General features: G+C 54.0%; 26 protein-coding genes. 14 read left to right on the top strand and 12 right to left on the bottom strand.

Features of this window, described 5'->3' with window-relative positions; genetic code table 11:
- Positions 1 to 11 precede the first annotated feature (11 nt).
- From C2U68_RS16825 to C2U68_RS16860, 8 genes are all read left to right on the top strand, one after another.
- A complete protein-coding gene (locus tag C2U68_RS16825) occupies positions 12 to 2,243 on the top strand; it encodes a chemotaxis protein CheA (protein ID WP_140913627.1) in 2,232 nt (743 codons plus the stop codon).
- A 9-nt stretch (positions 2,244 to 2,252) separates the two neighbouring features.
- Positions 2,253 to 3,353 (top strand): chemotaxis response regulator protein-glutamate methylesterase, encoded by a 1,101-nt coding sequence (locus tag C2U68_RS16830; RefSeq protein WP_140913628.1) that lies wholly within the window; start codon positions 2,253 to 2,255, stop codon positions 3,351 to 3,353.
- Entirely contained in the window at positions 3,353 to 4,099 is a 747-nt protein-coding gene (locus C2U68_RS16835) for a flagellar motor protein (protein WP_140913629.1), read from the top strand. Before C2U68_RS16830 ends, C2U68_RS16835 begins: the two co-directional genes overlap by 1 nt.
- A gap of 10 nt (positions 4,100 to 4,109) precedes the next feature.
- Positions 4,110 to 5,003 (top strand): flagellar motor protein MotD, encoded by an 894-nt coding sequence (gene motD / locus C2U68_RS16840; protein WP_140913630.1) that lies wholly within the window; start codon positions 4,110 to 4,112, stop codon positions 5,001 to 5,003.
- Positions 5,000 to 5,803 (top strand): ParA family protein, encoded by an 804-nt coding sequence (locus C2U68_RS16845; protein WP_140913631.1) that lies wholly within the window; start codon positions 5,000 to 5,002, stop codon positions 5,801 to 5,803. Before motD ends, C2U68_RS16845 begins: the two co-directional genes overlap by 4 nt.
- Positions 5,800 to 6,540 (top strand): chemotaxis protein CheW, encoded by a 741-nt coding sequence (locus C2U68_RS16850; protein ID WP_140913632.1) that lies wholly within the window; start codon positions 5,800 to 5,802, stop codon positions 6,538 to 6,540. Before C2U68_RS16845 ends, C2U68_RS16850 begins: the two co-directional genes overlap by 4 nt.
- 24 nt (positions 6,541 to 6,564) lie before the next feature.
- Positions 6,565 to 7,038 carry a chemotaxis protein CheW gene (locus tag C2U68_RS16855; RefSeq protein WP_054760137.1) on the top strand — a complete coding sequence of 158 codons (474 nt, stop codon included), beginning with the start codon at positions 6,565 to 6,567 and terminating at the stop codon, positions 7,036 to 7,038.
- Positions 7,039 to 7,247: 209 nt separating this feature from the next.
- Complete coding sequence (locus C2U68_RS16860; protein WP_140913634.1) at positions 7,248 to 7,667, top strand: DUF2802 domain-containing protein; 420 nt, start codon at positions 7,248 to 7,250, stop codon at positions 7,665 to 7,667.
- On the opposite strand, the gene C2U68_RS16865 is transcribed toward C2U68_RS16860, so the two are convergent.
- From C2U68_RS16865 to C2U68_RS16890, 6 genes are all read right to left on the bottom strand, one after another.
- Positions 7,664 to 8,512: a glycosyltransferase family 2 protein gene (locus C2U68_RS16865; RefSeq protein ID WP_140913635.1), complete on the bottom strand. Its 849-nt coding sequence runs from the start codon at positions 8,510 to 8,512 to the stop codon at positions 7,664 to 7,666. The two genes, C2U68_RS16860 and C2U68_RS16865, sit on opposite strands and share 4 nt — an antisense overlap.
- An 8-nt stretch (positions 8,513 to 8,520) precedes the next feature.
- Positions 8,521 to 9,327, bottom strand: coding sequence for a glycosyltransferase family 2 protein (locus C2U68_RS16870; protein ID WP_140913636.1), 807 nt, complete (start codon positions 9,325 to 9,327; stop codon positions 8,521 to 8,523).
- 78 nt (positions 9,328 to 9,405) lie between these two features.
- A complete protein-coding gene (locus tag C2U68_RS16875; protein WP_140913637.1) occupies positions 9,406 to 10,230 on the bottom strand; it encodes a glycosyltransferase family 2 protein in 825 nt (274 codons plus the stop codon).
- Between the two features lie 29 nt (positions 10,231 to 10,259).
- Positions 10,260 to 11,558, bottom strand: coding sequence for an O-antigen ligase (locus C2U68_RS16880; protein WP_186289649.1), 1,299 nt, complete (start codon positions 11,556 to 11,558; stop codon positions 10,260 to 10,262).
- 146 nt (positions 11,559 to 11,704) lie between these two features.
- Positions 11,705 to 12,448, bottom strand: coding sequence for a hypothetical protein (locus tag C2U68_RS16885; RefSeq protein ID WP_140913639.1), 744 nt, complete (start codon positions 12,446 to 12,448; stop codon positions 11,705 to 11,707).
- A 347-nt stretch (positions 12,449 to 12,795) separates the two neighbouring features.
- Complete coding sequence (locus C2U68_RS16890) at positions 12,796 to 13,896, bottom strand: glycosyltransferase family 9 protein (RefSeq protein WP_260839382.1); 1,101 nt, start codon at positions 13,894 to 13,896, stop codon at positions 12,796 to 12,798.
- Between the two features lie 77 nt (positions 13,897 to 13,973).
- Between C2U68_RS16890 and msbA the strand changes: the two genes are divergently transcribed.
- The gene (msbA, locus tag C2U68_RS16895) at positions 13,974 to 15,725 is read left to right on the top strand and encodes a lipid A export permease/ATP-binding protein MsbA (RefSeq protein ID WP_140913669.1); all 1,752 of its coding nucleotides are present in this window, start codon (positions 13,974 to 13,976) and stop codon (positions 15,723 to 15,725) included.
- Between the two features lie 30 nt (positions 15,726 to 15,755).
- Here msbA and pqqE read toward each other — a convergent pair whose 3' ends face one another.
- From pqqE to pqqA, 6 genes are all read right to left on the bottom strand, one after another.
- Positions 15,756 to 16,880, bottom strand: a complete 1,125-nt coding sequence (pqqE, locus tag C2U68_RS16900) for a pyrroloquinoline quinone biosynthesis protein PqqE (RefSeq protein ID WP_140913641.1) — start codon at positions 16,878 to 16,880, stop codon at positions 15,756 to 15,758.
- Positions 16,858 to 17,130: a pyrroloquinoline quinone biosynthesis peptide chaperone PqqD gene (pqqD, locus tag C2U68_RS16905; RefSeq protein ID WP_140913642.1), complete on the bottom strand. Its 273-nt coding sequence runs from the start codon at positions 17,128 to 17,130 to the stop codon at positions 16,858 to 16,860. Before pqqD ends, pqqE begins: the two co-directional genes overlap by 23 nt.
- Before the next feature lie 33 nt (positions 17,131 to 17,163).
- A complete protein-coding gene (locus tag C2U68_RS16910) occupies positions 17,164 to 17,727 on the bottom strand; it encodes a Uma2 family endonuclease (protein WP_140913643.1) in 564 nt (187 codons plus the stop codon).
- Position 17,728: 1 nt separating this feature from the next.
- On the bottom strand, positions 17,729 to 18,457 hold the full coding sequence (gene pqqC / locus C2U68_RS16915) for a pyrroloquinoline-quinone synthase PqqC (protein WP_140913644.1): 729 nt from the start codon (positions 18,455 to 18,457) through the stop codon (positions 17,729 to 17,731).
- Positions 18,458 to 18,469: 12 nt separating this feature from the next.
- Positions 18,470 to 19,381: a pyrroloquinoline quinone biosynthesis protein PqqB gene (gene pqqB, locus C2U68_RS16920; RefSeq protein ID WP_140913645.1), complete on the bottom strand. Its 912-nt coding sequence runs from the start codon at positions 19,379 to 19,381 to the stop codon at positions 18,470 to 18,472.
- Positions 19,382 to 19,486: 105 nt separating this feature from the next.
- Positions 19,487 to 19,561: a pyrroloquinoline quinone precursor peptide PqqA gene (gene pqqA, locus C2U68_RS16925; protein WP_054760176.1), complete on the bottom strand. Its 75-nt coding sequence runs from the start codon at positions 19,559 to 19,561 to the stop codon at positions 19,487 to 19,489.
- A gap of 425 nt (positions 19,562 to 19,986) precedes the next feature.
- On the opposite strand from pqqA, the gene C2U68_RS16930 reads away from it, so the two are divergent.
- The 5 genes from C2U68_RS16930 to tldD are packed head-to-tail and all read left to right on the top strand — an operon-like array spanning position 19,987 to position 24,408.
- Positions 19,987 to 21,225 carry a multifunctional CCA addition/repair protein gene (locus tag C2U68_RS16930; protein WP_140913646.1) on the top strand — a complete coding sequence of 413 codons (1,239 nt, stop codon included), beginning with the start codon at positions 19,987 to 19,989 and terminating at the stop codon, positions 21,223 to 21,225.
- Complete coding sequence (locus C2U68_RS16935; protein WP_409563863.1) at positions 21,201 to 21,572, top strand: DMT family protein; 372 nt, start codon at positions 21,201 to 21,203, stop codon at positions 21,570 to 21,572. Before C2U68_RS16930 ends, C2U68_RS16935 begins: the two co-directional genes overlap by 25 nt.
- A gap of 38 nt (positions 21,573 to 21,610) precedes the next feature.
- Positions 21,611 to 22,459, top strand: a complete 849-nt coding sequence (locus C2U68_RS16940) for a 23S rRNA (adenine(2030)-N(6))-methyltransferase RlmJ (RefSeq protein WP_140913647.1) — start codon at positions 21,611 to 21,613, stop codon at positions 22,457 to 22,459.
- 11 nt (positions 22,460 to 22,470) lie between these two features.
- Positions 22,471 to 22,935 (top strand): hypothetical protein, encoded by a 465-nt coding sequence (locus C2U68_RS16945; RefSeq protein ID WP_140913648.1) that lies wholly within the window; start codon positions 22,471 to 22,473, stop codon positions 22,933 to 22,935.
- A 36-nt stretch (positions 22,936 to 22,971) separates the two neighbouring features.
- A complete protein-coding gene (tldD, locus tag C2U68_RS16950; RefSeq protein ID WP_140913649.1) occupies positions 22,972 to 24,408 on the top strand; it encodes a metalloprotease TldD in 1,437 nt (478 codons plus the stop codon).
- The last annotated feature ends 49 nt before the right edge of the window (positions 24,409 to 24,457 follow it).

Here is a 24,457-nt window from a genome sequence, read left to right on the forward strand (position 1 = left end):
GGAAAAACGTTATGGCGATCGATCTGGACGATGAAATTTTGCAGGATTTTCTGGTTGAGGCCGGAGAAATTCTGGATTTGCTGGGCGAGCAGCTGGTTGAGCTGGAACAGTCGCCCGACGATCTGGATTTACTGAATGCGATTTTTCGAGGCTTTCATACGATTAAAGGCGGTGCGGGGTTTCTGGCGATTAGCGAATTGGTGGATGTTTGCCACAATGCCGAAGATGTATTTAACGTATTGCGGCAGGGCGATCGCCAAGTTACGCCGGATTTGATGGACGTGATCCTGCAAGTGGTTGATATCGTCAATGAAATGTTCGGCCAGGTCCGATCCGGCAATGCACCCAGACCCGCGGACAAAGGCCTGTTGACCCGTTTGAAGGCTTACGCCGAGCCTGCCGGACCGGGGGAGATGGCGGCAGCCGTTGAAACGCCCGTGGAGCCGGTGCCGCCGATTGTCGCGCAAAGCTCTGCGATGCAGGATTTCGACGCCATGCTTGATCCGGAGGAGTTGTTGGCCGGCGACGAATCGGCAGCCGATTCCGACGAGATTACCGAACAAGAGTTTGAAAATTTATTGGATGCGTTGCACGGTAAAGGCGGCTCGCCGACGGCAAAAACGCAATCCGCCGTATCCGATCCGGCAGCTGCCGATGAGGAAATAACCGAGCAAGAATTCGAAAATTTGCTCGACGAATTGCATGGAAAAGGCAAGTTTTCGGGTGGAGTCGAAACTGCGACAGAGCCGCAGCCAAGTACTCCGGCGGCCGACTCCGGCGACATCACTGAACACGAGTTCGATCAGATCCTTGATCAATTGCACGGCAAAGGTAAATTCGATGCCGCCAATCTGCAAAACATCGATATATCCACAGCCCCCGCCGCTGAGCTGCACAGCGAGGATACGCCGAGCGCGGAGCCGCCTGCTGAGCCGGTTGTTGCCAAGCCAGCCGCTCGTGCCAAACCAGAGCCGGTTGCGGTTACTCCGCTAGCTGCCGACGATGCCGAACGTCCGACCAACAAGGCTACAGCGATGGACCCAGGCCTGGATAAAGCCAAGGCCGCACCGCAAGCCGACACTACCGTGAGGGTCGACACCCAGATCCTGGACGACATCATGAATATGGTAGGGGAATTGGTGTTGGTGCGTAATCGGTTCCAGACCTTAAAGGCCAACGCCGAGGCCGGCGAACAGTTGTCCAAGGCGATATCCAATTTGGACGTGGTGACCGCCGATTTGCAATTGGCGGTGATGAAAACCCGCATGCAGCCGATCAAAAAAGTGTTCGGCCGTTTTCCGCGCGTCGTGCGCGACTTGGCGCGCAGCCTAAGAAAGGAAATTCGCTTGGAGCTGGTCGGGGAAGAAACCGATCTTGATAAAAATCTGGTCGAAGCTTTGGCCGATCCGTTGGTGCATCTGGTCAGAAACGCCGTCGATCACGGTATCGAGTCGCCGGATGAGCGGGAGGCCAAAGGCAAGCCGCGCGAGGGCGTTGTGATCCTGAAAGCCTCGCAAGAAGGCGATCACATCCAACTTTCGATCAAGGACGACGGTAAAGGCATGAACCCGGATTTATTGCGGGCTAAAGTCGTAGAAAAAGGCCTGATGGATGAAGAGTCTGCCGCGCGACTGGACGATAAGGAATGTTACAACCTGATTTTTCTGCCCGGATTTTCCACCAAGAACGAAATTTCCGACGTTTCCGGCCGCGGTGTCGGTATGGATGTCGTAAAAACCCGGATCGCGCAAATGAACGGTGTGGTCGAAATCGATTCGGTCGAAGGCAAGGGCAGCACGATCATTATCAAAGTACCGTTGACGTTGGCGATCATGCCGACGCTGATGGTGAAGTTGCGCGGTCAGGCGTTTGCTTTGCCGCTGGCCAGCGTGTTGGAAATTCTGGATTTGGATCTGAGTAAAACTAACAAGGTGGACGGGCAGTTGGTGGTTATGGTCAGGAACAAGGCCTTGCCTTTGTTCTATCTCAGCGAATGGTTGGTTAAGGATTATTACGCCAGCAGCGAAGTCCAAGCCACTAGCCACGTCGTCGTGGTCAATGCCGGCGGCCGTCATATCGGATTTGTGGTGGATCAGTTAATCGGCCAGGAAGAGGTGGTAATCAAAGCGTTAGGCGCCAAATTACACGGCCTGGAAGGGCTGGCGGGAGCGACTATTACCGGCGACGGTAAAATCGCGCTGATTTTGGACGTGCCGGGCTTGATGAAAAAGTACGCGGTTTGATCTGGCGATATGGCCATTCGGGTATTGGTAGTCGATGATTCCCATTTCATCTGCCACAGAATCACCGAAATTCTGGAAGAAGACCAAGAATTCAAAGTAGTGGGCGTGGCCAACGACGGGCGGCAAGCGGTCGATATGGCGGCAGCGCTACAGCCGGATGTTATTACCATGGATGTGGATATGCCGGTGATGGACGGTATTTCCGCCGTCAAGCGCATCATGAGTACTCGGCCGGTGCCGATTCTGATGTTTTCGGCTATGACCCAGGTTGGTGCCAAGGCGACGCTGGATGCGCTTAGCGCCGGCGCCATTGATTTTCTACCCAAGCAATTGGAGGACATCGATGCCAACCGGGAAACCGCCCGCTACCTGTTGCGGTACCGGGTCCGAATGGTCGCGGGACAGGGAGTGAAACTGAATTCTGCTAAAACGATCGGTGAGACCGGCATCAGCAGAGACAGCGGTTTCCTGACCGGGACCCGCACTCCGGTTGCCGGCAAAGATTTTGGGTTGGCGGCCAAACCGACGCCAGCCGGACACGGCAAAGTCGATCTGTTGGCCGTCGCCGCTTCGACCGGAGGGCCGGTGGCTATGCAATATGTGTTGAGTCGGATTCCGGCTGACTGCTCGTTGCCGATCCTGCTGGTGCAGCACATGCCGCCCAACTTCACTAAGAGCTTTGCCGAGCGGCTGAACTCGCTATGCAACATCGAAGTCAGAGAGGCTCAGGACGGCGATATGCTACAACCCGGACTGGCGCTGTTAAGTCCCGGCGCCGCACAAATGCAACTCAAACAAACGCCGGGCTCCCGCCAAATAACCTTGCGGCCCAAACAATCCGGCGAAATCTACAGCCCCAGTGTCGATATCACATTTAGCTCGTTGGCCGATAACTTCAATGGCCGGGTGTTAGCTGTGGTGCTGACCGGCATGGGGGCTGACGGCAAACTCGGCGCGATGAAATTGCGCCAGCACGGTGCGCAGATTTGGGCGCAGGACGAAGCCAGCAGCACGATTTACGGCATGCCGAAAGCGATTGCCGAAGCCGGGCTGGCCGATCATGTTTATTCGCTGGACGAGATTGCGAACCAATTTAACAAATTGCACTGATGGATATTCTTAGCGTTCTGGGGGTTTTGATCGGGTTTGCCGCGATAATCGGCGGCAATCTGATGGGCGGCGGCGAGATCGGTGCCCTGGTCAATTTTCACGCTTTCGTCATCGTGGTGGGCGGGACTTTGGGGGCGACCTTGCTGCAATTTCCGCCCAAGGTGTTTCTGCGCAGCATGCGCATTTTGGCTTGGATTTTCATGCCGCAAAATCTGCAGTTGAAAAAACAGATCGATAAGATCGTGCGTTGGAGCACGCTGGCCAGAAAAGAGGGCTTGCTCGGTTTGGAAGCCGTCATCGATAGCGAAAAAGACACCTTCGCCAAAAAAGGCCTGCAACTTTTGGTAGACGGCAACGAGCCGGAGGTGATTCGCGATTGTTTGGAAGTGGAGTTGACGACCAAGGAGCACTTGGATAACCAGGCCGCACGCGTATTCGAGGCCATGGGCGGCTACGCGCCGACTATCGGCATTATCGGCGCGGTAATCGGCTTGATACACGTGATGCAGAATTTGGCCAAACCCGAGTTATTGGGCAGCGGCATCGCCACCGCATTTGTGGCGACGATATACGGCGTCGGCCTAGCCAATTTGCTGTTCATTCCGATCTCCAATAAGCTGAAAAGTCTGATTTTCGAGGTCTCCCAAGCGCGAGAGATGGTGATCGAGGGGATTTCTTCGATCGCCGAAGGCGAAAATCCGCGCAATATCGAGTTGAAATTGTCCGGGTTTTTGATCGAGAAGTAAGGAATTGGACATGAGCCGGCGCAAACGCGTTAAATCTTCGTTACCGACCGACAACCATGACCGCTGGATGGTGTCGTACGCCGATTTTGTCACCTTGTTGTTTGCGTTTTTCGTCGTGATGTATTCGATTTCGTCGGTCAACAAAGGCAAATACGAGACATTTTCCGAATCGTTGGATCAGGCATTATTTCACAACGATAAAGTGGAGAAGGAAGCGGAGCCGATCCAAATCGGCACCATTCCCACCGCGATCCAGCCGATCGAGCTGCCAAATCTGGCTACCGCAGAAGAGCGCGAACTCAGCGAAGAAATATTGCAGGAAAAGCAGCGGTTGAGCGAGGTTTCCGAACAATTTCAGGGGGCTTTGCAGCCTTACGTCGAGAGCAAACTGGTTGGTATTAAAAAGCACGATTTTTGGGTCGAGCTGGAGATGAATAGCGAATTGCTCTTCGCCAGCGGTAAGGCTGAATTATCGAGTAAAGCCCTTCCGGTGCTGGCCAAGGTGGCGGAAGTGGTCCGCGACGTGCCAAATGTCATAAACGTTGAGGGGTACACCGACAATGTGCCGATTTCCAGCGGAATATATCCGTCTAATTGGGACCTGTCCTCGGCGCGCGCCACCAGTGTCGTTAAGGAGTTGGTGAAAAATAATATCCCGGCCACGCGTTTATCGGCGGTCGGCTATGGAGAATTCCATCCTATTGCCGATAACAAAGATGAAGACGGGCGGTTTAAGAATCGTCGGGTGGTGTTGGTTTTGATGTCGCAAGCCTTTGCCCGTTATGGCATGTCGGACGACGAGCGAGCCAGAGCATTGAATTTGGCGCCGCAGTCGGACTCGTCATCGCCAACGCCCGAGCCCATTACCGAAAGCGCACCGGCGGCACCGGTACCACAATTATGAAGATCTGGTCTGTTTCCAATCAAAAAGGCGGCGTCGGCAAAACGACTACCGTGGTGACGCTGGGAGGCTTGCTATCCTCCTGGGGGTTCCGGACTTTACTGGTGGATTTAGACCCGCACGGCTCCTTGAGCAGTTATTTTGGGATCAACCCCGAAGAAGTTGAGTTGGGCGTTTACAATCTGTTTCTCGATGCCAGCGAAAAGAAGAAGAATGTCGATCCCCAGGTATATGTCGCCAAGACCCGCTTCGACGGTATCGACGTGTTGCCGGCTGCTACTGCGATCGCGACATTGGATCGGCAGGTAGCGGCGATCGGCGGAATGGGCTTGGTCGTTTCGACCGCACTACACAAAATGGACGACCGCTACGATTACGTGATTATCGACAGCCCGCCGATGTTGGGTGTGCTGATGATCAACGCCTTGGCGGCTTGCGACCATCTGGTGATTCCGGTGTTGGCCGAATTTTTGGCGCTTAAAGGTTTGGATCGGATGGTGCATACCATCAAAATGGTGTTTCACTCGCGTAAAACTCCGCCCAAGTTCACCATTGTGCCGACCATGTTCGATAAGCGGACCAAGGCCGCCCGCGATAGCTTGGCAGCGTTGTACCAGCAATATCCGGAAAATGCTTGGCGGTCGGTGATCCCAGTGGACACCAAGGTCAGGGATGCCAGCCAAGCGGGGGCGCCGCTGCCGCTGTTGGATAAAAATGCGCGGGCAGCCGAAGCCTATACCGAATTGTTGGAATTGTTATTGCTTGAGAAAAGTGGAGACAAAACCTTGGCGCCGCGTTCATGAAGCAAAAATCTCCTCCCAGTATCGTCAAACAGCAACTTGCGCTTGACGTATATCTGCAGACCCTACTCGACGACGTACCCGATGCGGACGCAAATTTTGAGCTTGAGGCGCTAGCTAAGCCCACAGAAAAACCGGTAATCGTCGCAACGCCGTCTTCCAAACCACTTGCCGGGGTGACGCTGCCGCAGCCGGTGGTGCGGCCATTGGAAAAAGTGGTTGCGACGCAAAAGGTTCGACCTAGCACCACGCTTGTCGCCACTGAAAATCCGGCTAAACTTCAAGCGTTGTCGGTAATGCCGGATTGGTCGCAGTACGAGTTTCAAGCGTTGTTTTTCAAAGTCGACCAGCTGATATTGGCTACTCCACTGGTTGAATTGGCTCGAACGATCAAAATCGATCGCAGACCCAGCCAAATTCCCGGCCAGCCTTCCTGGTTCCTGGGGTTGGTCGACGAACACGACAGCCGTATCGGCGTGTTGGATACCAGCCAGTTAATCTTCGGTAAAAGCCGCGCCAGGATGCGAAATTTCGAAGATTCTCCCGCTAGCCGCATCTTGATTACGCAGGACAAGAGATGGGGTTTGATCTGCGACGAAATATTGTCTATCGGTAGAGTCAAGCCGGACGGTGTTCGTTGGCGCACGGCCAGGCAAAAAAAGCCGTGGTTAATCGGTACGGTAATAGATGAACTGACAGCAATTGTCGATGTTAAACAATTGGTGCCACATCGAAAATAATTTAACTGCCTTTGGATGAACAAGATGAGTGAAGATAGAAAACAAGGCGATCCAGTGATGCAATGGGTGACTTTTTGTCTGGGCGACGAAAAGTACGGTATCAATGTGATGCAGGTTCAGGAGGTATTGCGGATTACCGAGATTGCGCCGGTACCGGGTGCTCCTTCCTACGTTCTGGGAATTATCAATTTGCGCGGCAACGTGGTTACCGTGATCGACACCCGCAACCGGTTCGGTTTGCCGTCGAAAGAGACTGACGATGCCTCCCGGGTGGTGATTATCGAAACCGATCGGCATATTATCGGTATCTTGGTGGACAGCGTGGCCGAAGTGGTAGAAATGCGCGCATCGGAAATCGAAACCGCCCCTAACGTCGGTAACGAAGAAAGCTCAAAGTATATTCAAGGTGTGACCAGTCGCGATAACCAGCTGTTGATCTTGGTGGATTTAAACAAATTCCTTAGTGACGACGAGAAGGCTGAGTTGGATATGTTTTAGTAGGAAGCTACCGGCTGAATAGGGTGGGAGGGCTTTATGACAGAGATCGCGCCGATAACAGCTTATCCGCCGGTAACTGCGCCCTTGAAAGTGGAACGAGAGCCGCGCGACAAGCGTAACCCGGATAAACGGCCGCCGCGCGCAAAGGCAGAGCGCGGCCAAAACGATGCGAACCAAGGTCCCGCCGAGCACATAGACGAAATAGTGTAATGACCGATTACTTAGTTTGGGGTTTGGCGGCAAGCGTGTTGGTTACCTTGGCAGTGTTACTGCGCCTGATCGGTAACCAAAAACGGCTGGAGCAGGAGCTCAAGCTTTTGCAAGAGCGTTTGCAGCGCAGCAACGAGGATCTGGCGGGTTTGTGTTCGGCTGCCGTCGCGGTAGACCGTAGGTTGGCGGCCAACGACAATCGGCTTGACACGATTGCGGATCGAGTGAACAGACCGGCTCCTGCTGCGCCGTATCAGCACCATTCCGTCCAGGATGAGCCTGCTTCAGCTCAAGGGTACGAAGATGTCATCCAAAAAATTCGCCGTGGGGCCGAGATAGACGAATTAGTCAGAGATTGCGGCCTGACCCGAGATGAGGCTTTGTTGTTGATGCGCCTGCACGGTGGTAGTAAGCGTTAACGGCTATCGTTTATTTCTTCCAAATGTTGCCTGACGCCGCGTTCGGCAAGAATGATTCGCGGATCGGCAACTCGTTCCAACAGCCGCCGATAATTTTGGTCGTGCTGGCTTCTGTCGTTGTAGGGATGCCAAAGGTGTAGCACCGGCACGGCAAAGCGGCCCTCCTTGCGTTTGCAGCCGAAGTGAATCAAGCGAATCACCAAATCGGAATCTTCATATCCCCACCCTTCGAACTTTTCATCGAAACCGTTAACGGCCAGAAAATCGGACTTCCACAACGCAAGGTTGCAGGTCATGGCTTTTTCCCAACCGTATGGATTGAGGTAACGCCAAGCGTGCAACGGCAGGTTGATCAAGGGTAGCAAGCGGTTTAGTTGCCGTTTGAGCCATAAGCCGATGAAAAAGACCAATGGCTTGATGTGTAACGCCGCGTTGCCGTTCAAGGCATCTTCGGTACCCTGGGCGTTGATGAGCAATCGGTTGCCGGGCACGAAATACCCGGTTTCGGCCAGCAGCCGGTGTCGTGCGATAAAACTCGGAAAGGCGATGCAATCGCCGTCCATAAATATTAGATAGTCACCGTTGGCATTAGCCGCCGCCTTATTGCGAATGGTGCCGGCGCGGAAGCCCTTGTCTTCATGCCAGATGTGGCGGATCGGTATCGGGCTGGCCTTACCTTCCCGCTCGATTAGCTGGCGGGTGGCTTCGCCAGACCCATCATCCGCGACTAGGACTTCGAAATTTCTATCCAATTGGTCTTGCAGGCTGCGCAAACAAGCAAGCAAAGCAGGAGGCCGGTTGTAGGTGGTGACGATGACGGAAATCAATTGCGGGGCTTGCGACATGGCTTGGTTTATCGCTCGTCAGGCGTCCAATTCATTGTCGCGGTAGCTGCTTTTGCGTAGCGGTAAAAGGTGCCCTCGAAATTGCCCAGTGCCAAGACGAATCCGGCCCAGCCGTCGAGAAAGCCGAGTTTTAAGACGTAAATTCGAAAGAACGCCCATAAGCCGTGCAACAGAGCCGTCGTCATAGTCGGGTGTTTACCCGCACGTTCCAATTTGCGTGCCCCTAGTGTCGAATAGCGCTGCATCTTGTGTATTAGTTGTTCCAGATTCAGAAACGGCACCTGGATGATCGCCGAATTGAAATAGCCAATTTTGCCGTTTACCGTGAAGCCTTCGTGAACTTCGGCATGATCGTCGAAAACCATGGCTTGCTTGCGGAACAACTGCGGTTGCCGATAATCCGGATACCAGCCGCAATGCTCGATCCAACGGCCCATGAACCAATTGCGGCGCGGTACGTAGTAAGCGTCTGCCTCGGGTGCGGATAACAGGCGCTCGATTTCGGCCCTTGCCTCCGGTGTGCAGCGTTCGTCGGCGTCTAGGCTGAACACCCAGTCGTGGCTGCAGGCCGCAATCGCATCGTTACGCAATTTGCCGAAGGTCGTGAACGGGATTTGTTGCACCGTTGCGCCCAAGTCGGCGGCTATTGTTGCAGTGCCGTCACTGCTATTGGAGTCGAGTACCAGCACTTCGTCCGCCCACAGCACGCTTTCCACCGCGGCGGCGATTTTGTCGGCCTCGTTATAGGCGATGATGTAGACGCTCAGCTTCGAACGAGGCCCGGTTTGAACGTGATTGGCGGATGTTTCTGTCATAACGTGGCCGTAAAATTCTATTGATGGTGCTTCGAACTGAGGTCTAAGGCTTGGTAGCGAATTTTGGTCAATGCCACGCTATTGCCAGTTAAAGTCGCCGTTGAGCCGAATGCCATGCATGGTCATGCCGAATTGCGCCAGTTCGCTGTCACGCCATTGATTGGCTTGGCGGATACGGGCCATTTTCTTTAATTTCCGTTCCAGCCAGCTTTGCTGCAGCAGACGGTAATTGTAGCGGTTGCCCAAGCCTTGTTTGTCGGATAAGCCCCGCTCCTGCTTCATCGCGGTTTGGGTTACCGACCCGTAATGGTGTAGCCAGGATGCGCCGGTGATCGCACAAGCAATGCCGGCTTTCTCTGCCTCGTGGAAAAACAGCGTATCTTCGTAGCCGAGTAATTTTGGTACCGGTTGAAAATAGCCGATTTCCCGCCAGACTGAATCGTGTATTGCCAAACAGACGGCATGTTTTCCGCTCAGACGCAGCGCATTGACCATTTTTAGCGAGGCATGGCCGGCAAACTCGTCGAAGTCGTAATCCAGCTTGCCTTCCACCAGTGCCGGTGAAATGATTTTCAGCCGATTTTGCTCGGCGGTTTCGATCAGGTTTTCCAGCCAATTGGCGCTGACCAGCACATCGTTATTCATCACTACGGTCCATTCCGCCTGTAGCGCCAGGGCGCCCTGGTTCCAGGCCACGCCGCAGCCGAGGTTGGACTTGTTCAGGATCAATCCGCCGAGATCCAGTGTGCTCAGATAATCGCACGTGCCGTCGCTGGACCCGTTATCCACGATCACCAAGCGTTTTAGATCCAAGCCGTGTCTGACCATGCTGTCGATGCATTGGCGTGTATAGTCGATTTGGTTGTAGCAGGCGAAAGTGATGGCGTATTTATCGGGTTTCATGCGTTCGAATGATAGGGAGCGGGCAAATGTTAATCGCGCGGGGTTTGGGTTTGGGCCGATATGATTTGCGCCGAAATTCCGGCGATGATCAGGCCGTAAAAGGAACTGGTGTATTTAAAGGTCAGCACTTCGCTGCTGATACTGCATAAAATCAGGCTGCCGACGTACGCCAAGCCTAAGTGGCTGGCAAATTTTGACTTTTCCATGTGTCTGTTTCGCCAGAAAATTGTAAGAGGAACCAAGAATAAACCCACTACGGAAATCCCGCCCATCACTCCCGAGCGCACTAAATTTGCCAGTAGTTCGTTATGTGGACCGTTATAAAGCATGGTCTCGGTCGCTTCGTTGCTGGCAAACGCTCCTATCCAAGGCGCATGGAGATACGCTTGAAAATTGTGGTCGCCATATCCCTTTAAGGGATTATGTTTGAAGAGCTCCCAGGTTATTTGCCACATCGTCAGTCGCAAGCCGGTTGAGGTTTCGGTGTTGCTGCCGTTGAGCCAGGAGCTCAGTTCGTAAATGCCGCTGAATATTCTGTCGAGAGTATAAGGCTTTAATAAACAAATACCGGCGAACCCGGTAACGGTCAGAAACCCCAGATAACACAGAGTTTTACGCGGTAAATTCTTCCGGTTTAAAACCACCCATAAAACCAGTAAAGGCGGTATTGCAATCCAGCTGCCGCGTGTGCCGGAACCCAGAAGCAGATAAATGCCGGCCAGGGTTCCGGTAATTTGGTACACCAAGAGTTTGGGGCTAAGGTTATCGGTTTGGGTTTCTATGCTGAACAAACAAAAGGCTGTCAAAACCAAGGTATAGGTACCGAATTCGGTGGGGTCTACAGCCGGCGTGGCGAATCTGCCGATCCAGCGTTCCAATACCTCCGGGTGAGAATAAACGACCGGAATCAAAATGAATAATGCGATTGGCGCAGAAAGAGTAACGATTTTGGAAAAGTTAAGTTTTATATGTAAAAAATAGAACAATACCGGAATGCAAAGCAATATCCGGAACGGGCCGTCGTAGGGTTTAAGCGCCCATTCTTGTCTTAATGTTTGGCTGATGAATATTGCCAGCATCGGTAATGTCATAACGACAACGAACGGTAATATCGAGTTTATTTGTTTTTCGCTGTTGGCGCCGTTCCATGCCTTCTTAAAAAAAACAAGCGCAGGGATTAACAATAGGAAAACTGTAATATTGGTCCAGCTTCGGACCGATAAATAAGCAATGATGCTGCTGGCGGTTAATACGATAACCGGCCAATCGAACCAAGATAGCATGGGATTTTCGATAAACTGGTTGCGAGTTATATCGATTTTTCGCATTGGTTTTTGCATTACGCTGTATATATTATCCAAGACCTGGCCTTTTGTTGTTGTTCTGCTGAGTCAGAATTCGGTGAACTCGGTTCGGTGTGGCGCATATTTATGGTATCAAACTCGGTATCCGCAATATCGGGCCGTCTGGAAAGTTATTCTTGTTTTTCTAAAAAATAGTCGGCTATTTGCTTTCGAAAAATATTGGGTTCGCTTTTTAAGTATGCGCGATAGCTGTCGAAGTTGCGGTTATGAGTTGTAAAATCGGCCAATATGTCTGTGGCCAATTTTGAAAATTCCGCCACGAATCCAGCTTCAGAGCTATCCAATTTATAGCGCCTGGGGATTGGCAGGTCGACATCGTTACCGGCCGATCCTAGGACGCCGGTGATCAGGCAGCAGCCGTGCATAGCCGCTTCCCTCGGCATCCGGTCTCGGCCCGGATGGTGACCGAAGTCGATGTAGAGTTTCGCCGCATACAACTGTTGTGACAATTGCTCGCGGTCAAGTCCTTTGAGTGGGACGAATTGCCATTGCGGATTCGCCGCAATCAATTTATCCGTTACCTTCTTACCTTTATTCGGGTTGTACAGGATGATGTCCCGTTTGGTGCTGGCGTACGCCAGATGGTTATCGTTCAAAAAATCTTCGTTGATGGAGTCGATCAACGGTATCGGTTCGATGCCGCACTGATTGAGATATTCGGTTGCGTGTTGGGTCTGCGAGAAATGGATCATATGCTTCAAGGATTTTGCCCCCCTTAGTGGCCGTCGTCCTTGAAATACGCGTTTTATATAACGCACCTTATCGTGTAGTGGCCAGATATGGCGCCGTTCCAGAAAGTTTTCCAGCGACAACCACCAGATTGCCGCTTTGGCATGGCGTACTTTATCGGCCAATTGCGGATAAACCTCCGGAAAAATAATCAGGTTGCCGGCCGCATCTTCGTAATTCGCTACCGGGGCCGTATATCGCATGTAGGGCTCCGGTGTGCTTGCCGCCTTATCGAACGGCAAATAAGTAATGTACGCCGGCAAGCCAAGCCGGTTCATGTGATCGACCAACTGGTGTAAAGCTTCAGGTCCGCCGGTCACGGCACCTGCCGGGCATACGACTAATATTTTATTGAATCTGGTCACTGTGATTATCTGTAGGGTCGATTGTTGCAATCAAACTTTACATGGTTGTGAATAAAGTTTATCCGATTGGTACGGTAAATGGAGGCCAAACGGCAACGCCTGGCATCTTATATGCTCGGGCGGTTTTGCCTCAAAACCCCGGCAACGGTGTCGATGACTTTATCTGCCGGCAGCCGGTCCAGGCATGCGCTGTGGCTATTGCGGTGGCGGTCGCACCCCTCCAGTTGGCATGGGACGCAGTTGCGCTCGGAAAATCCCTGCAACAAGTAAACGTTAGCGATGCGTTTGCTGCCAACCTTGGCAAACGGGCTGGTTGGTCCGGCATAGCCATATGGCCACGGTGCCCATTTTTTCGGGTCGGTCGGGCCGTATAAAGCGATGGTTTGGGTGCCGGTGGCGGCAGCGAGATGGGTGATACCGGTATCCGGCCCGATAAACAGCGCCGCTTGCGCGATCAATTCCGCCAACTGAGCCAGGGACAGTTGGCCGGCCATATTGGTTACAGGGAAGGCCAAGTGTTGTTGCAGTTCACGCAAGCTTTCCAATTCGGCCGGTTGTCCGCTACCGGTCAGTACCACTTGGTAGCCTGACCGATTCAAAAATTCCATTAGGCTAAGCCAACCGTCGCGGTGCCACTGCTTGTAGCGCCATTGCGGCATAGTGTGCAGTACGACGTAAGGTTTTGTTGGCGGATGCGGCATTGGCTTTGAACTGCGCGGCGGGGTTAACCGGTAGCTGGGTTCGATGTTCAACACCCTGCAGAAGCGCAGGTTTTCCAATACGGCATGATCGTAATCGGCGCCGAATACCAGCGTTCGGTCCAGCAACAGATTTTTCCACCAAGCTTTACCTGCTTCGTCCGGCACAAAACCGAGCGCCGTCTTGCCCGCGGCACGCGCGATCAAGGTCGGGCGGTCGCCGGCTTGGGTGGAGATCGCCAAATCATAGTTGCGGCGGACGCTGAACAGCAGTTTTACGAATTGGCCCAGGCTAGGTTTGCTCGGCAGTCGGATCAATTGGCGGATATCCGGGTTGCCTTCCAGCATGCCGGCGTTGGCGGCGGGCAGCAATACGTCGATTTCGGCATCCGTATAGGCTTGTTTCAAAGCGCCAATCAGCGGGGTAACCAGTAAAGTGTCGCCCAAGTAACGCAAGGTTATTACTAAAATGCGTTTCGGATGTATATTGAGCGGCTTTTGGTTTGGCATTGAGCGCTGGTTGATCGACATAAGCGCACATTTTAAAGGTAAATATATTGGACACGTTACAAAATTCGCAACGCACGATGACCGATAGCCAGGTTTACCGGCGCTTGCTGAAGTTCGTGCTGCCCTACTGGCGCTTGTTTTTGCTGGTGGCAGTTGGCTTTGCGATTTATGCCGGTACCGAGCCGGCTGTGGTGATGATCATTCAACGCATCATAGACAGCTTCGGTGCTCCGGACCGTTCGAGCATCCAATATTTGCCGCTGGCGTTTGTGGTGCTGTTTCTGGTACGCGGCATCGGCTCTTTTTTGGGGAACTACTATCTAGCAAGGATCTCCGGCAATCTGATTCATAAATTGCGCTGCGAAATCTTCAACCAATATACGCGCCTGTCGGTCCAGTATTTCGATAGCCACAACAGCGGCTATATGATTTCGCGGATCACCAATAACATCGGCGAAGTGACCAGAGCGACGTCCGATTCGATCCGTTCCTTCGTGCGGGAGGGCTTTACCGCGCTGGGACTGCTGGCTTATCTGGCTTATACCAATTGGCAATTGTCGCTGGTGTTCCTGGCGCTGGCGCCGGTGGTGGCGACGATGGTGCGCTATGTAGGTAAACGCTTAAAACGTTTGAGCCGCAATATGCAAGATACCGTCGGCGACTTGACCCAAATAACCTCGGAAACCGTGGCCGGCAACCGCATCGTCAAAAGCTTTGTCGGCGAGCCTTACGAGCGGCAGCGCTTTAAAGCCGCGAGTCTGGAAAACCGGGCCCAGCACCGCAAGTTGATGATGACGATTTCGCTGAACAATCCGTTGATGCAATTGGTGATTTCCTTTGCCTTGGCCGGCATGATGTATCTGGCCTTGATCATGATGAAGTCATCCAGCCCTGGTGAGTTCGTTGGTTTCTTTACTGCGGCCTTTTTGTTGCCTAAACCGATCCGCCAATTGAGTGACGCCAATTCCGAAATCCTGCGCGGCATCGCCGCCGCCGAGTCGTTGTTCGAGGTGCTGGACGAGCCGGCGGAGATTGATGAGGGCGATGTAGAGATCGATCGCTGCCAAGGTCGAATCGAATTTCGGAATTTAAGTTTTCGTTATCCCGGCAGCGACACGCCTGCTCTGAATGGCATCGATCTGACCATTGAGCCCGGACAGACCGTGGCCTTGGTGGGTGCTTCCGGCGGCGGTAAAAGCACGTTGATCAATCTGTTGCCGCGTTTTTACGATTATGTGGAAGGCGAAATTCTGATCGACGGCGTCGAACTGAAGCGGTATCGGTTGGACAGCCTGCGTCGGCAAATCGCGCTGGTGACTCAGAACGTCACGTTGTTTAATGCCTCTGTTGCCAACAACATAGCCTATGGCGGTCTGCAGGGTGCTGACCGGCAGAAAGTCGAACAGGCGGCAATCGATGCCTATGCGATGGATTTCATTGCCCGCATGCCGCAGGGCCTGGATACCGAGATCGGCGAGAACGGCGTGAAATTGTCCGGCGGCCAGCGCCAGCGTCTGGCGCTCGCCCGCGCTTTGTTGAAGGATGCGCCGATTCTGATTCTGGACGAAGCCACCTCGGCGCTGGATACCGAATCGGAACGCTATATTCAAGCGGCATTAAATCGGGTGATGCAAGGCCGGACGACCTTAGTGGTAGCGCACCGTCTGTCGACTATCGAAAATGCCGATGTGATATTGGTGATGGATAAGGGGCGAATTGTCGAACAAGGCTCCCATCGGGATTTGCTGGCGAGGGAGGACGGCGCCTATGCGAAATTGCACAAGATGCAATTTCAGGATGTGGCCTCCTCCGGCTCGGCCGAAACCTGAGCTGGGCATCGGCTGAGCAATCTTGGGCTATTAAAACTGCCGCGAGTTTTTGGAATTACGGAACACCAGCGGCTTTTCGTTGCCGGGCAACGACGCGGCGCGGGCTGAGGCGATTGCTTCGTCTATGCGATGCCGCTCTGGCGATTTGGAGCAAACCGGATCGGTGCTGTACATGTCGCCATTAAACAAATAGGCCTGACAGCGGCAACCGCCGAAATCCTTGTGTTTTTCGTCGCAGCTGCGGCAAGGCTCCTGCATCCATTCGGTGCCGCGGAAGAAATTAAAGGTTTTCGATTCGTTCCAGATTTGTTCGATGCTGTAATCCTTGACGTTGGGGCAGTCCAGTCCCGGCAATTCGCGAGCGGAATGGCAGGGCAGCGCGGTGCCGTCCGGAGCGATGGTCAGAAACGTCGTGCCCCAGCCGTTCATGCAGGCTTTCGGACGGTCTTCGTAGTAATCCGGCACCACGTAATAAATCTTCATTTTGCCGGCGACTTTTTCTTTATAGGCCTGGGCAATTTTCTCGGCTTCCTCGAACTGTTCTCTGGTCGGCAGCAGCGCATCGCGGTTGATGTGGGCCCAGCCGTAGTATTGGGTATTGGCCAGTTCCAGATAATCGGCGCCGAGGTTTTCGGCCATTTCCAGAATTTGCGGCATTTGGTGGATGTTTTCGCGGTGAATCACCACGCACAACACCATCGGGTAGCCGTGTTTCTTGATTAAACGTGCGACTTCCTGTTTTTGCTCGTAGGTCGCGGTGCCGGCGATGTGGTCGTTCAGTTCCTGGGTGCTGGCCTGGATGCTGATCTGGATGTGATCGAGGCCGGCCTGTTTCAAATCGACGATTTTCTGTTCGGTCAGGCCGTAGCCGGAGGTGATCAGATTGGAGTAATAACCCAGCTCGCGGGCATGGCCCACCAGCTCTACCAAGTCTTGGCGGGTGAGCGGCTCGCCGCCGGAAAAGCCCAGTTGCACCGCGCCCATTTTTCGGGCTTGACTGAGTACCCGCTTCCAGTCGTCGGTGCTTAGTTCTTCAGGATATTTGGCGTAGTCCAGCGGATTAGAGCAATACGGGCATTGCAGCGGGCATTTGTAGCTCAGTTCCGCCAGCAGCCAGCGCGGCGGGGTAATGTCAGCCTTGTTTGATCCAGCCATTTTGCAGGGCGATGTTCAGAAAGTTGTGGATGTCGTTGCTCAAGCCGCTGGTTTCGAATTTGGCTTCCAGTTCGGCGACGATTTGTGCCGAGTTATGGACGCCGTCGCACAGCTTGAGGATTTCCGCCGAGCTTTGGTTCAGTTCGACCATGCCTTCCGGGTAAAGAATCACGTATTTTTGCTGGGCTTCTTCCCATTGCAGGCGGTGCAGCGGCGAGAATTGCAGGATTTGGTCGGGGTTGATCGTCATTGGGCTTCGGATTTGGAAAAGGTGATTGCCGGTTTACGCGGCTTCGATGTCTTCAAAAATTTCCGCCATTGGCAGGCTCACGCCAAGGCTGATCAATTCGCAATCGGCTTCGCCGACGTAATCGTGCAACAGCCAGTCATTGTCGGCAGTGCGGCGGAAGCATTCCACGCGGCGGGCTTCGATATCGACGATCAGGTATTCCTTCAGCGAATCCAGCTTGCGGTAGGCGACGAACTTGCCGCCGCGGTCGTAGTCGGCGGTGGAGTCGGACAACACTTCGACGATTAGCGATGGGTTGGAAATATAGTGTTGGTTACCCAAGTCGCCGGGGTGACAGGACACCATCACGTCGGGGTAGAAAAATGCGTCTGCCGCTTCGACCTTTAATTTCAGATCAGCGACGTAAGGCCGACATGGCGTGCCGCGCAAACGTTGTTTCAACGCGGCGAAAATGTTGCCGGCAACGACAACATGATCCTGCCGCGCGCCGACCATGGCAAACACCTCGCCGGCGACGAATTCATGCTTCGCGGCCTGGGTTGCTTCCCAAGCCAGGTAATCTTCGGCACTGAAACGTAGTCGCTCGGCGGTTTGCATGTTATTGCTCGATATTGAAATAGGGCGGCATGTCGGCGACGTAGGCCAGATACATCGCGTCGGCCATGGTCCATAACACGTCAAGCTTGAATTTCAGGATGTCCAGCATACGCTCTTGTTGCTCGCGGGTCTTGTACCAGTCCAGCGTCAACTCCAGGCCATGCTCGACGTCACGGCGGGCTTCGGTCAAGCGCTTACGGAAGTAAGCATAACCTTCCGGTTCGACCCACGGATAGACGTCCGGCCAGTTGTCCAGCCGCTGTTGATGGATTTTCGGCGCGAATAGTTCCGTCAGCGACGAGCTGGCGGCTTCGTGCCATTCGGCGCGGCGGGCGAAATTGACGTAGGCGTCCACGGCAAAACGCACGCCGGGCAACACATGTTTCAGTGATGTAATGTCCTCGCGACTCAAACCCACTGCGATACCAAGTTGTATCCAGGCCTCAATGCCGCCGGCATCGCCGGGGTGGCCGTCGTGGTCCAGAATACGCTGTACCCATTTGGCGCGGGTTTCGCGGTCCGGGCAATTGGCCATGATGTTGGCGTCCTTGATCGGAATCATCACCTGATAATAAAAGCGATTGGCGACCCAGCCCTGGAGTTGTTCCTTGGTCAGCTTGCCGTCGTTCATCAGCACATGCATCGGATGATGAATGTGGTAGTACTTTTCCATGCCGCGCAATTTGGCTTCGAATTCGTCGCGGCTCCAGGGTTGATTTTCAGCAGTCATGTCACACCTTTGTTATAAGTCGATTTCCAAGCCGTCGTAAGCCACTTCGATGCCGTTGGCAGCCAGCGTCTTACGCTCCGGCGAATCTTCGTCGAGAATCGGGTTGGTGTTATTGATATGAATCAAAATCTTACGAGCGTTCGGCACGCCGTTCAACACTTCAATCATGCCGCCGGGGCCGGATTGCGGCAAATGACCGATTTCGCGGGCGCGTTTCTGGCTGATGCCGCGCGTGACCATTTCGTCGTCGGTCCAGAAGGTGCCGTCCACCATCAGGCAGTTAACGTTTTGCATGGCCTTGAACACATGCGGCTCGATTTCGCCGAGGCCAGGCGAGTAATACAGCTTTTTACCGGTCGAGATTTGCTCGACGATGACGCCAATATTGTCGCCGTCGTGCGGATCGTGGCGGTGGGGCGAATAGGGCGGCGCCTTGCTTTTTAACGCGTGGGCGTAGATGCGGATGTCGTCGATGCCGGGAATTTCGAACGGCGTTTCGTCGCAGGCAATCGGATGGTGATTGACGGTGCAGTAATCTTTCAGCATCGTGAACAGCGGAAAGCCGGTCGTTAAATCTTGTCGAACCATCTCGGTGCAATATACGTTCAAGGGCTTGCCTTCGCGCAGCATCAGCATGCCGGTGGTGTGGTCGATCTGGCTGTCGATCAGCAGGACGGCCTTAATGCCGGTATCGCGAATGCCTTGTTTGGGCTGAATCGCCGGAAACGCTTCCAGTTGGGCGCGAATGTCGGGCGAAGTATTGAACAGCAGCCAGTTGCGGTTGTCGGTGCTGATCGCGATCGAGGATTGGGTGCGGGCCTTGCCGTTGAATTCGCCTCTGCGGTAACGGCCGCAATTGTCGCAATTGCAATTCCATTGCGGGAAGCCGCCGCCGGCGCCGGCGCCGAGAACTCTGATTTTCATGTCGGATTCGGATTGATGAACGAGCGCCGCATGATACGGGATTGAAAAACGCCAGGCAAAAAAAAGGGGCAGGAATTTGCCCCTTTCTGTGGTCAACCGTAATAATTAACGGTTGTAGATGTACATGGTAACTTCAAAACCGAAACGCATGTCGTTGTAAGCTGGTGTTTCCCATTTCATTTGTATACCCTCCAGAGGTTTTGTTGTTGTGTGCGATAGCTTGGTCGAGAAAGCTGCACCGAAGTATACGATGAAGTTTTTCTTTGCGCAACCAAGCGGATTCGAGACTATCGGCACGATTCCGAGCTGTTTTCGTTCCGAAAAGTTCCCGGTTGGTTACGCCGCTTGCAATGCCTTGGAAGCCGTATCCGGCGGTAAGGTTTTACCCGTTGGGCTGAGTCGGGGCTCGCGTATTTGATTCGCTGGTGTAGAAAAAAGGTCCGGGCTGGTTGGGGAGCTTAACACCTCAGCGAAAGTCGGCGTATGAGGCTAGGGCTGAATCACTCTCGGTGGCGTTTTCAGAGATTTCCGCAGGTGGAATAAGCCGGACGCTATGCTGGCGACTCATTTATACTGTGCGTTTTTTTAGTGCGGATTTGTTGGGTATGAAAACATATCTGGTCGGCGGCGCGGTGCGTGATCGTTTACTGGATTATCCGGTCGAGGAGCGCGATTGGCTGGTGGTCGGCGAAACGGCCGAGGCGATGGTGGCGTGCGGTTTTCGGCCGGTAGGAAAAGACTTTCCGGTATTTTTGCATCCGGAAACCCACGAAGAATATGCTTTGGCCAGGACCGAGCGCAAAACCGGCATGGGTTATAAAGGCTTTGCCGTGCACGCCGATCCTGACGTGACCTTGGAAGAAGATCTGCAGCGGCGCGATTTGACGATCAACGCGATGGCAATCGGCGACGATGGCGTACTGATCGATCCGTTTTGCGGCCGGCTTGATTTAGAACAAAAGCTGTTGCGGCATGTATCTCCCGCGTTCAGTGAAGATCCCGTTCGGATTTTACGTGCGGCACGCTTTGCCGCACGCTACGCGCATTTGGGATTTCGCGTGGCTGACGAAACCATGATGTTGATGAAGCATATGGTTGCTGCCGGCGAGGCTGATTACTTAGTGTCGGAGCGGGTCTGGGCGGAGCTGCATAAAGCACTGTTGGAGCGTACGCCTCAGGCGTTTTTTCAAGTTTTGCGGGACTGCGGTGCACTGGGCGTTGTGTTCCCCGAAATCGATGCCCTGTTCGGTGTACCGCAACCGGAAAAATACCATCCGGAAATCGATACCGGTGTACATGCCTTAATGGTGCTGGAGCAAGCCGTTCGTCTGTCTGCGAAAGCCGAGGTGCGTTTGGCTGCGCTGTTGCACGATTTGGGCAAGGCTTTGACGCCCAGAGAGCATTGGCCCAGTCACCACGGTCACGAAAAAAAAGGTTTGCGGGTGTTGGAGCGCTTTTGCGAACGTTTGCGGGTTCCCAAACCCTTCAAAAGTTTGAGCATGCAAGTCATGGAATACCACACGCATTGCCATAGGGCTCTGGAACTACGTTCGGATACCTTGACCGATATGTTGCAGGCGATAGCTGCCTTCAAACCGGGAAATCGGCTCGACGAGTTTTTGTCGGCCTGCGAGGCGGATGCCAGAGGACGCAGCGGTTTCGAAGACCGCAGTTATCCTCAAGCCGAATACATTCGTGGCGCCGCCGCGGCGGCTGCCGGAGTAGATACTGGAGCGGCCTTGCGGCAAGGGCTGCAAGGCGAACAGATCGGGGCGGCGATCCGCCGGTCGCGGATACAAGCCGTCGACGATTTTAAGAAATGCTACCGATCGGCCGTTTCATGAATGCCGTGCTGATTTCCGCCGGCCTTCTCGTTTGCAGTAACGTGTTTATGACTTTTGCCTGGTACGCGCACTTGAAGGATTTGAATGGCCAGCCTTGGTTGGTGGCGGCGCTGCTGAGCTGGGGCGTGGCTTTGTTCGAGTACCTGTTGCAAGTTCCGGCGAATCGCATCGGCTATAGCTCGCTTAGCCTGGGCCAGTTGAAGATTATGCAGGAGGTGATCGCGTTGAGCGTGTTCGTGCCGTTCTCGGTGTACTACATGAAGGAGCCGTTGAAACTGGACTATCTCTGGGCCGGATTGTGTTTGCTCGGGGCAGTGTTTTTTATCTTCAGGGCCAAATTCAATTAAACGTATACGGCAGCCGCCGGCACCACGGATATCCAAATATGCTCAGTTACCGACACGGTTTTCACGCCGGCAATTTTGCCGATGTTTTAAAACATAGCCTGCTGGCCTTGACCGTTGCGGCGTTAAAACAAAAGTCCAAGCCTTTTGTCTACATCGATACTCACGCCGGCGCCGGCAAGTACTCTTTTAAATCGGAATTCGCCGAAAAGACCGGCGAGTATCGGCAAGGTATCTCCAAGGTGTGGCGCGAGCCTGAGCCTCCCGCCGAGTTGCACGATTATCTGGCGGCGGTGCGCGCCGAAAATACCGGCAGGCAATTGGCGCGTTATCCCGGTTCCCCGCAATTGGTTAAGCGCTTGGCCCGCCCCCAAGATCGGTTATTATTGTCGGAATTGCACGGCTCGGACGTTGCCGCGTTGCAGCAATTGTTCGCCGGGGACAAACAGGTAAGCGTCAGTAAGGAAGACGGCCTGCAAATGTTGCCGAAAAAGCTGCCGCCGATTCAGCGCCGCGGATTGATTTTGATCGACCCCAGTTACGAGATGAGAGACGAATATAAAAAAGTGGTCGCTGCTCTGGTCAGTGGCCATCGGCATTTCGCCACCGGAATCTTTGCGGTCTGGTATCCCGTTATCGAGCGGGCCGCAACCGAAGCTTTCATCGGTAAACTGGCCGGAAGCGGTATTCCCAAACAGTTACGCATCGAACATTGTGTTGCAGAAGACGGTGCTGGAAGAGGAATGACGGGGTCTGGCATGCTGTTTATCAATCCGCCGTGGTTGTTGGCAAGTCAGGCAGAAACGCTGCTGCCTTGGTTGGACCGGGTTCTGGCCGACGGCGCAGGACGTTGGAAAGTCGAGTGGACAGTACCCGAGACCGGCGCGTAGCGGAATTAGCCATGTTGAAGAAGAATCTCGACCTGATCATCGTCGGTTGCATCGTTTTGGCGCTGGTCATGTACGACGTGACGCTGGAATTGCTGGGGGAATTGATGCATCTGCTGTTCGAAGGTCTGCACGTGGCTTTCGAATACGTCGAGTTGGGAATAGAAGAAGCGGTCGAGTTGGTTTTTCACATTTTGGATATCGGCGAAATTGTCGAATATTTGTTCGAATCCGATCGCCACGGCAGTCAGGTCGTCACGTTTTACATCCTGCTCTCAATTTTCGGTTTCGGATTTTACAAATTGTGGAAGACTCTTCCGCGGTTACACGCTTTTTTAAAGCAACGGCTACTGAATATCTGGGTCCGGCGCAAAACCGAGTTGCAACTGTATTGGTTGTCGCTCACGACGCGTAACAAAGTGACCCTCGCACTAACCGCATTGCTCGTCGCTTACATCGCGTCGTTTTTCGTGATGTAGCCGGACGCGCTTTACCATCCCGTTTCGAGCTATCTGATGCCATTAGAACAAGTCAAGCAATCCATTTTGGCCGGCAACGGCCTGCAAACTCAGGATATCGATCGAGTTATGTCCGCGTTGCTGAGCGCGCCGGTCGATGCCGCCGATATCTATTTTCAGTCTAGCCACTTCGAATCCTGGTCTTTGGAGGGCGGGATCATCAAGGAAGGCAGTCATTCGATCGAGCACGGCGCCGGGGTGCGCGCCGTCAGCGGCGATAAAACCGGATTTGCCTACAGCGACCGGATCGAGTTGCCGATTTTGCTGGAAGCGGCCAATAACGTGAAAGCCATTGTCCGCCATGGTCAACAGGCGCAGCGCAAGGTGGATACCTTTCGCGCAGCGCCGTGTCTGTACCGCCCCGTGAATCCTTTAAAGTCTTTGGACGATCGGCAAAAAATCGAACTGTTGATGCGCGTCGATCGGGAAACCCGAAAGTTGGATTCGCGCATCGAAGAAGTCATGGTCAGTCTGATTGCTGCCTATGACCACGTGTTGATCGCGAATCAAGACGGCTCGTTGGCGGCCGACATTCGGCCGCTGGTGCGAATGAATGTCACGGTGATCATGGCCGAAAACGGTCGGCGCGAGCAAGGCAGTATGGGCGGCGGCGGCCGCTGCGACTATTCCTATTTTCTGGAGAGCGACCGCGGCCTGGAATACGGCAAAGAAGCGGTCCGTCAGGCGCAAGTCAACTTGCAGGCTGAGGAAGCCCCCGCGGGTAATATGACGGTGGTTCTGGGTTCAGGCTGGCCGGGGATTTTGTTGCACGAGGCCATCGGTCATGGCTTGGAGGGGGACTTCAATCGCAAGGGGACTTCGGCTTTCAGTGGCCGAGTCGGCGAGCGGGTGGCTTCCGATCTGTGTACCGTGGTGGACGACGGCACGTTGCAAGGTCGGCGCGGTTCGTTGAACATCGACGACGAAGGGACGCCGACTGAAAATACCGTGTTGATCGAGAAGGGCATTCTGAAAGGCTACATGCAGGATAAGTTGAATGCCCGGTTGATGGGGGTGGCGCCGACCGGTAACGGCCGCCGCGAATCCTATGCCCATCTGCCGATGCCGCGCATGACCAACACTTACATGCTGCCAGGACAGAGCGATCCGGAAGAGATTATCGCCTCGGTGAAAAAAGGCCTGTACGCGCGCAACTTCGGCGGCGGCCAAGTGGATATCACTTCCGGCAAGTTCGTGTTCTCGGCCAGCGAAGCGTACCTGATCGAAAACGGCAAAATCACCCGGCCGGTGAAAGGGGCGACGCTGATCGGCAACGGTCCCGACGTATTGACCAAAGTGTCCATGGTCGGCAACGACATGGCGCTGGATAGCGGCGTCGGCACTTGCGGCAAGGACGGCCAAAGCGTTCCGGTCGGCGTCGGCCAGCCGACGTTGAAAATCGACGGCTTAACGGTTGGCGGTACCAGCGTCTGAAATACAGGGTGCAGCCATTCGGCTTGTGCGCGTAACGACTAAACAAGAG

The organism is Methylomonas koyamae, from assembly GCF_006483455.1.
Lineage (GTDB): Bacteria > Pseudomonadota > Gammaproteobacteria > Methylococcales > Methylomonadaceae > Methylomonas > Methylomonas koyamae_B.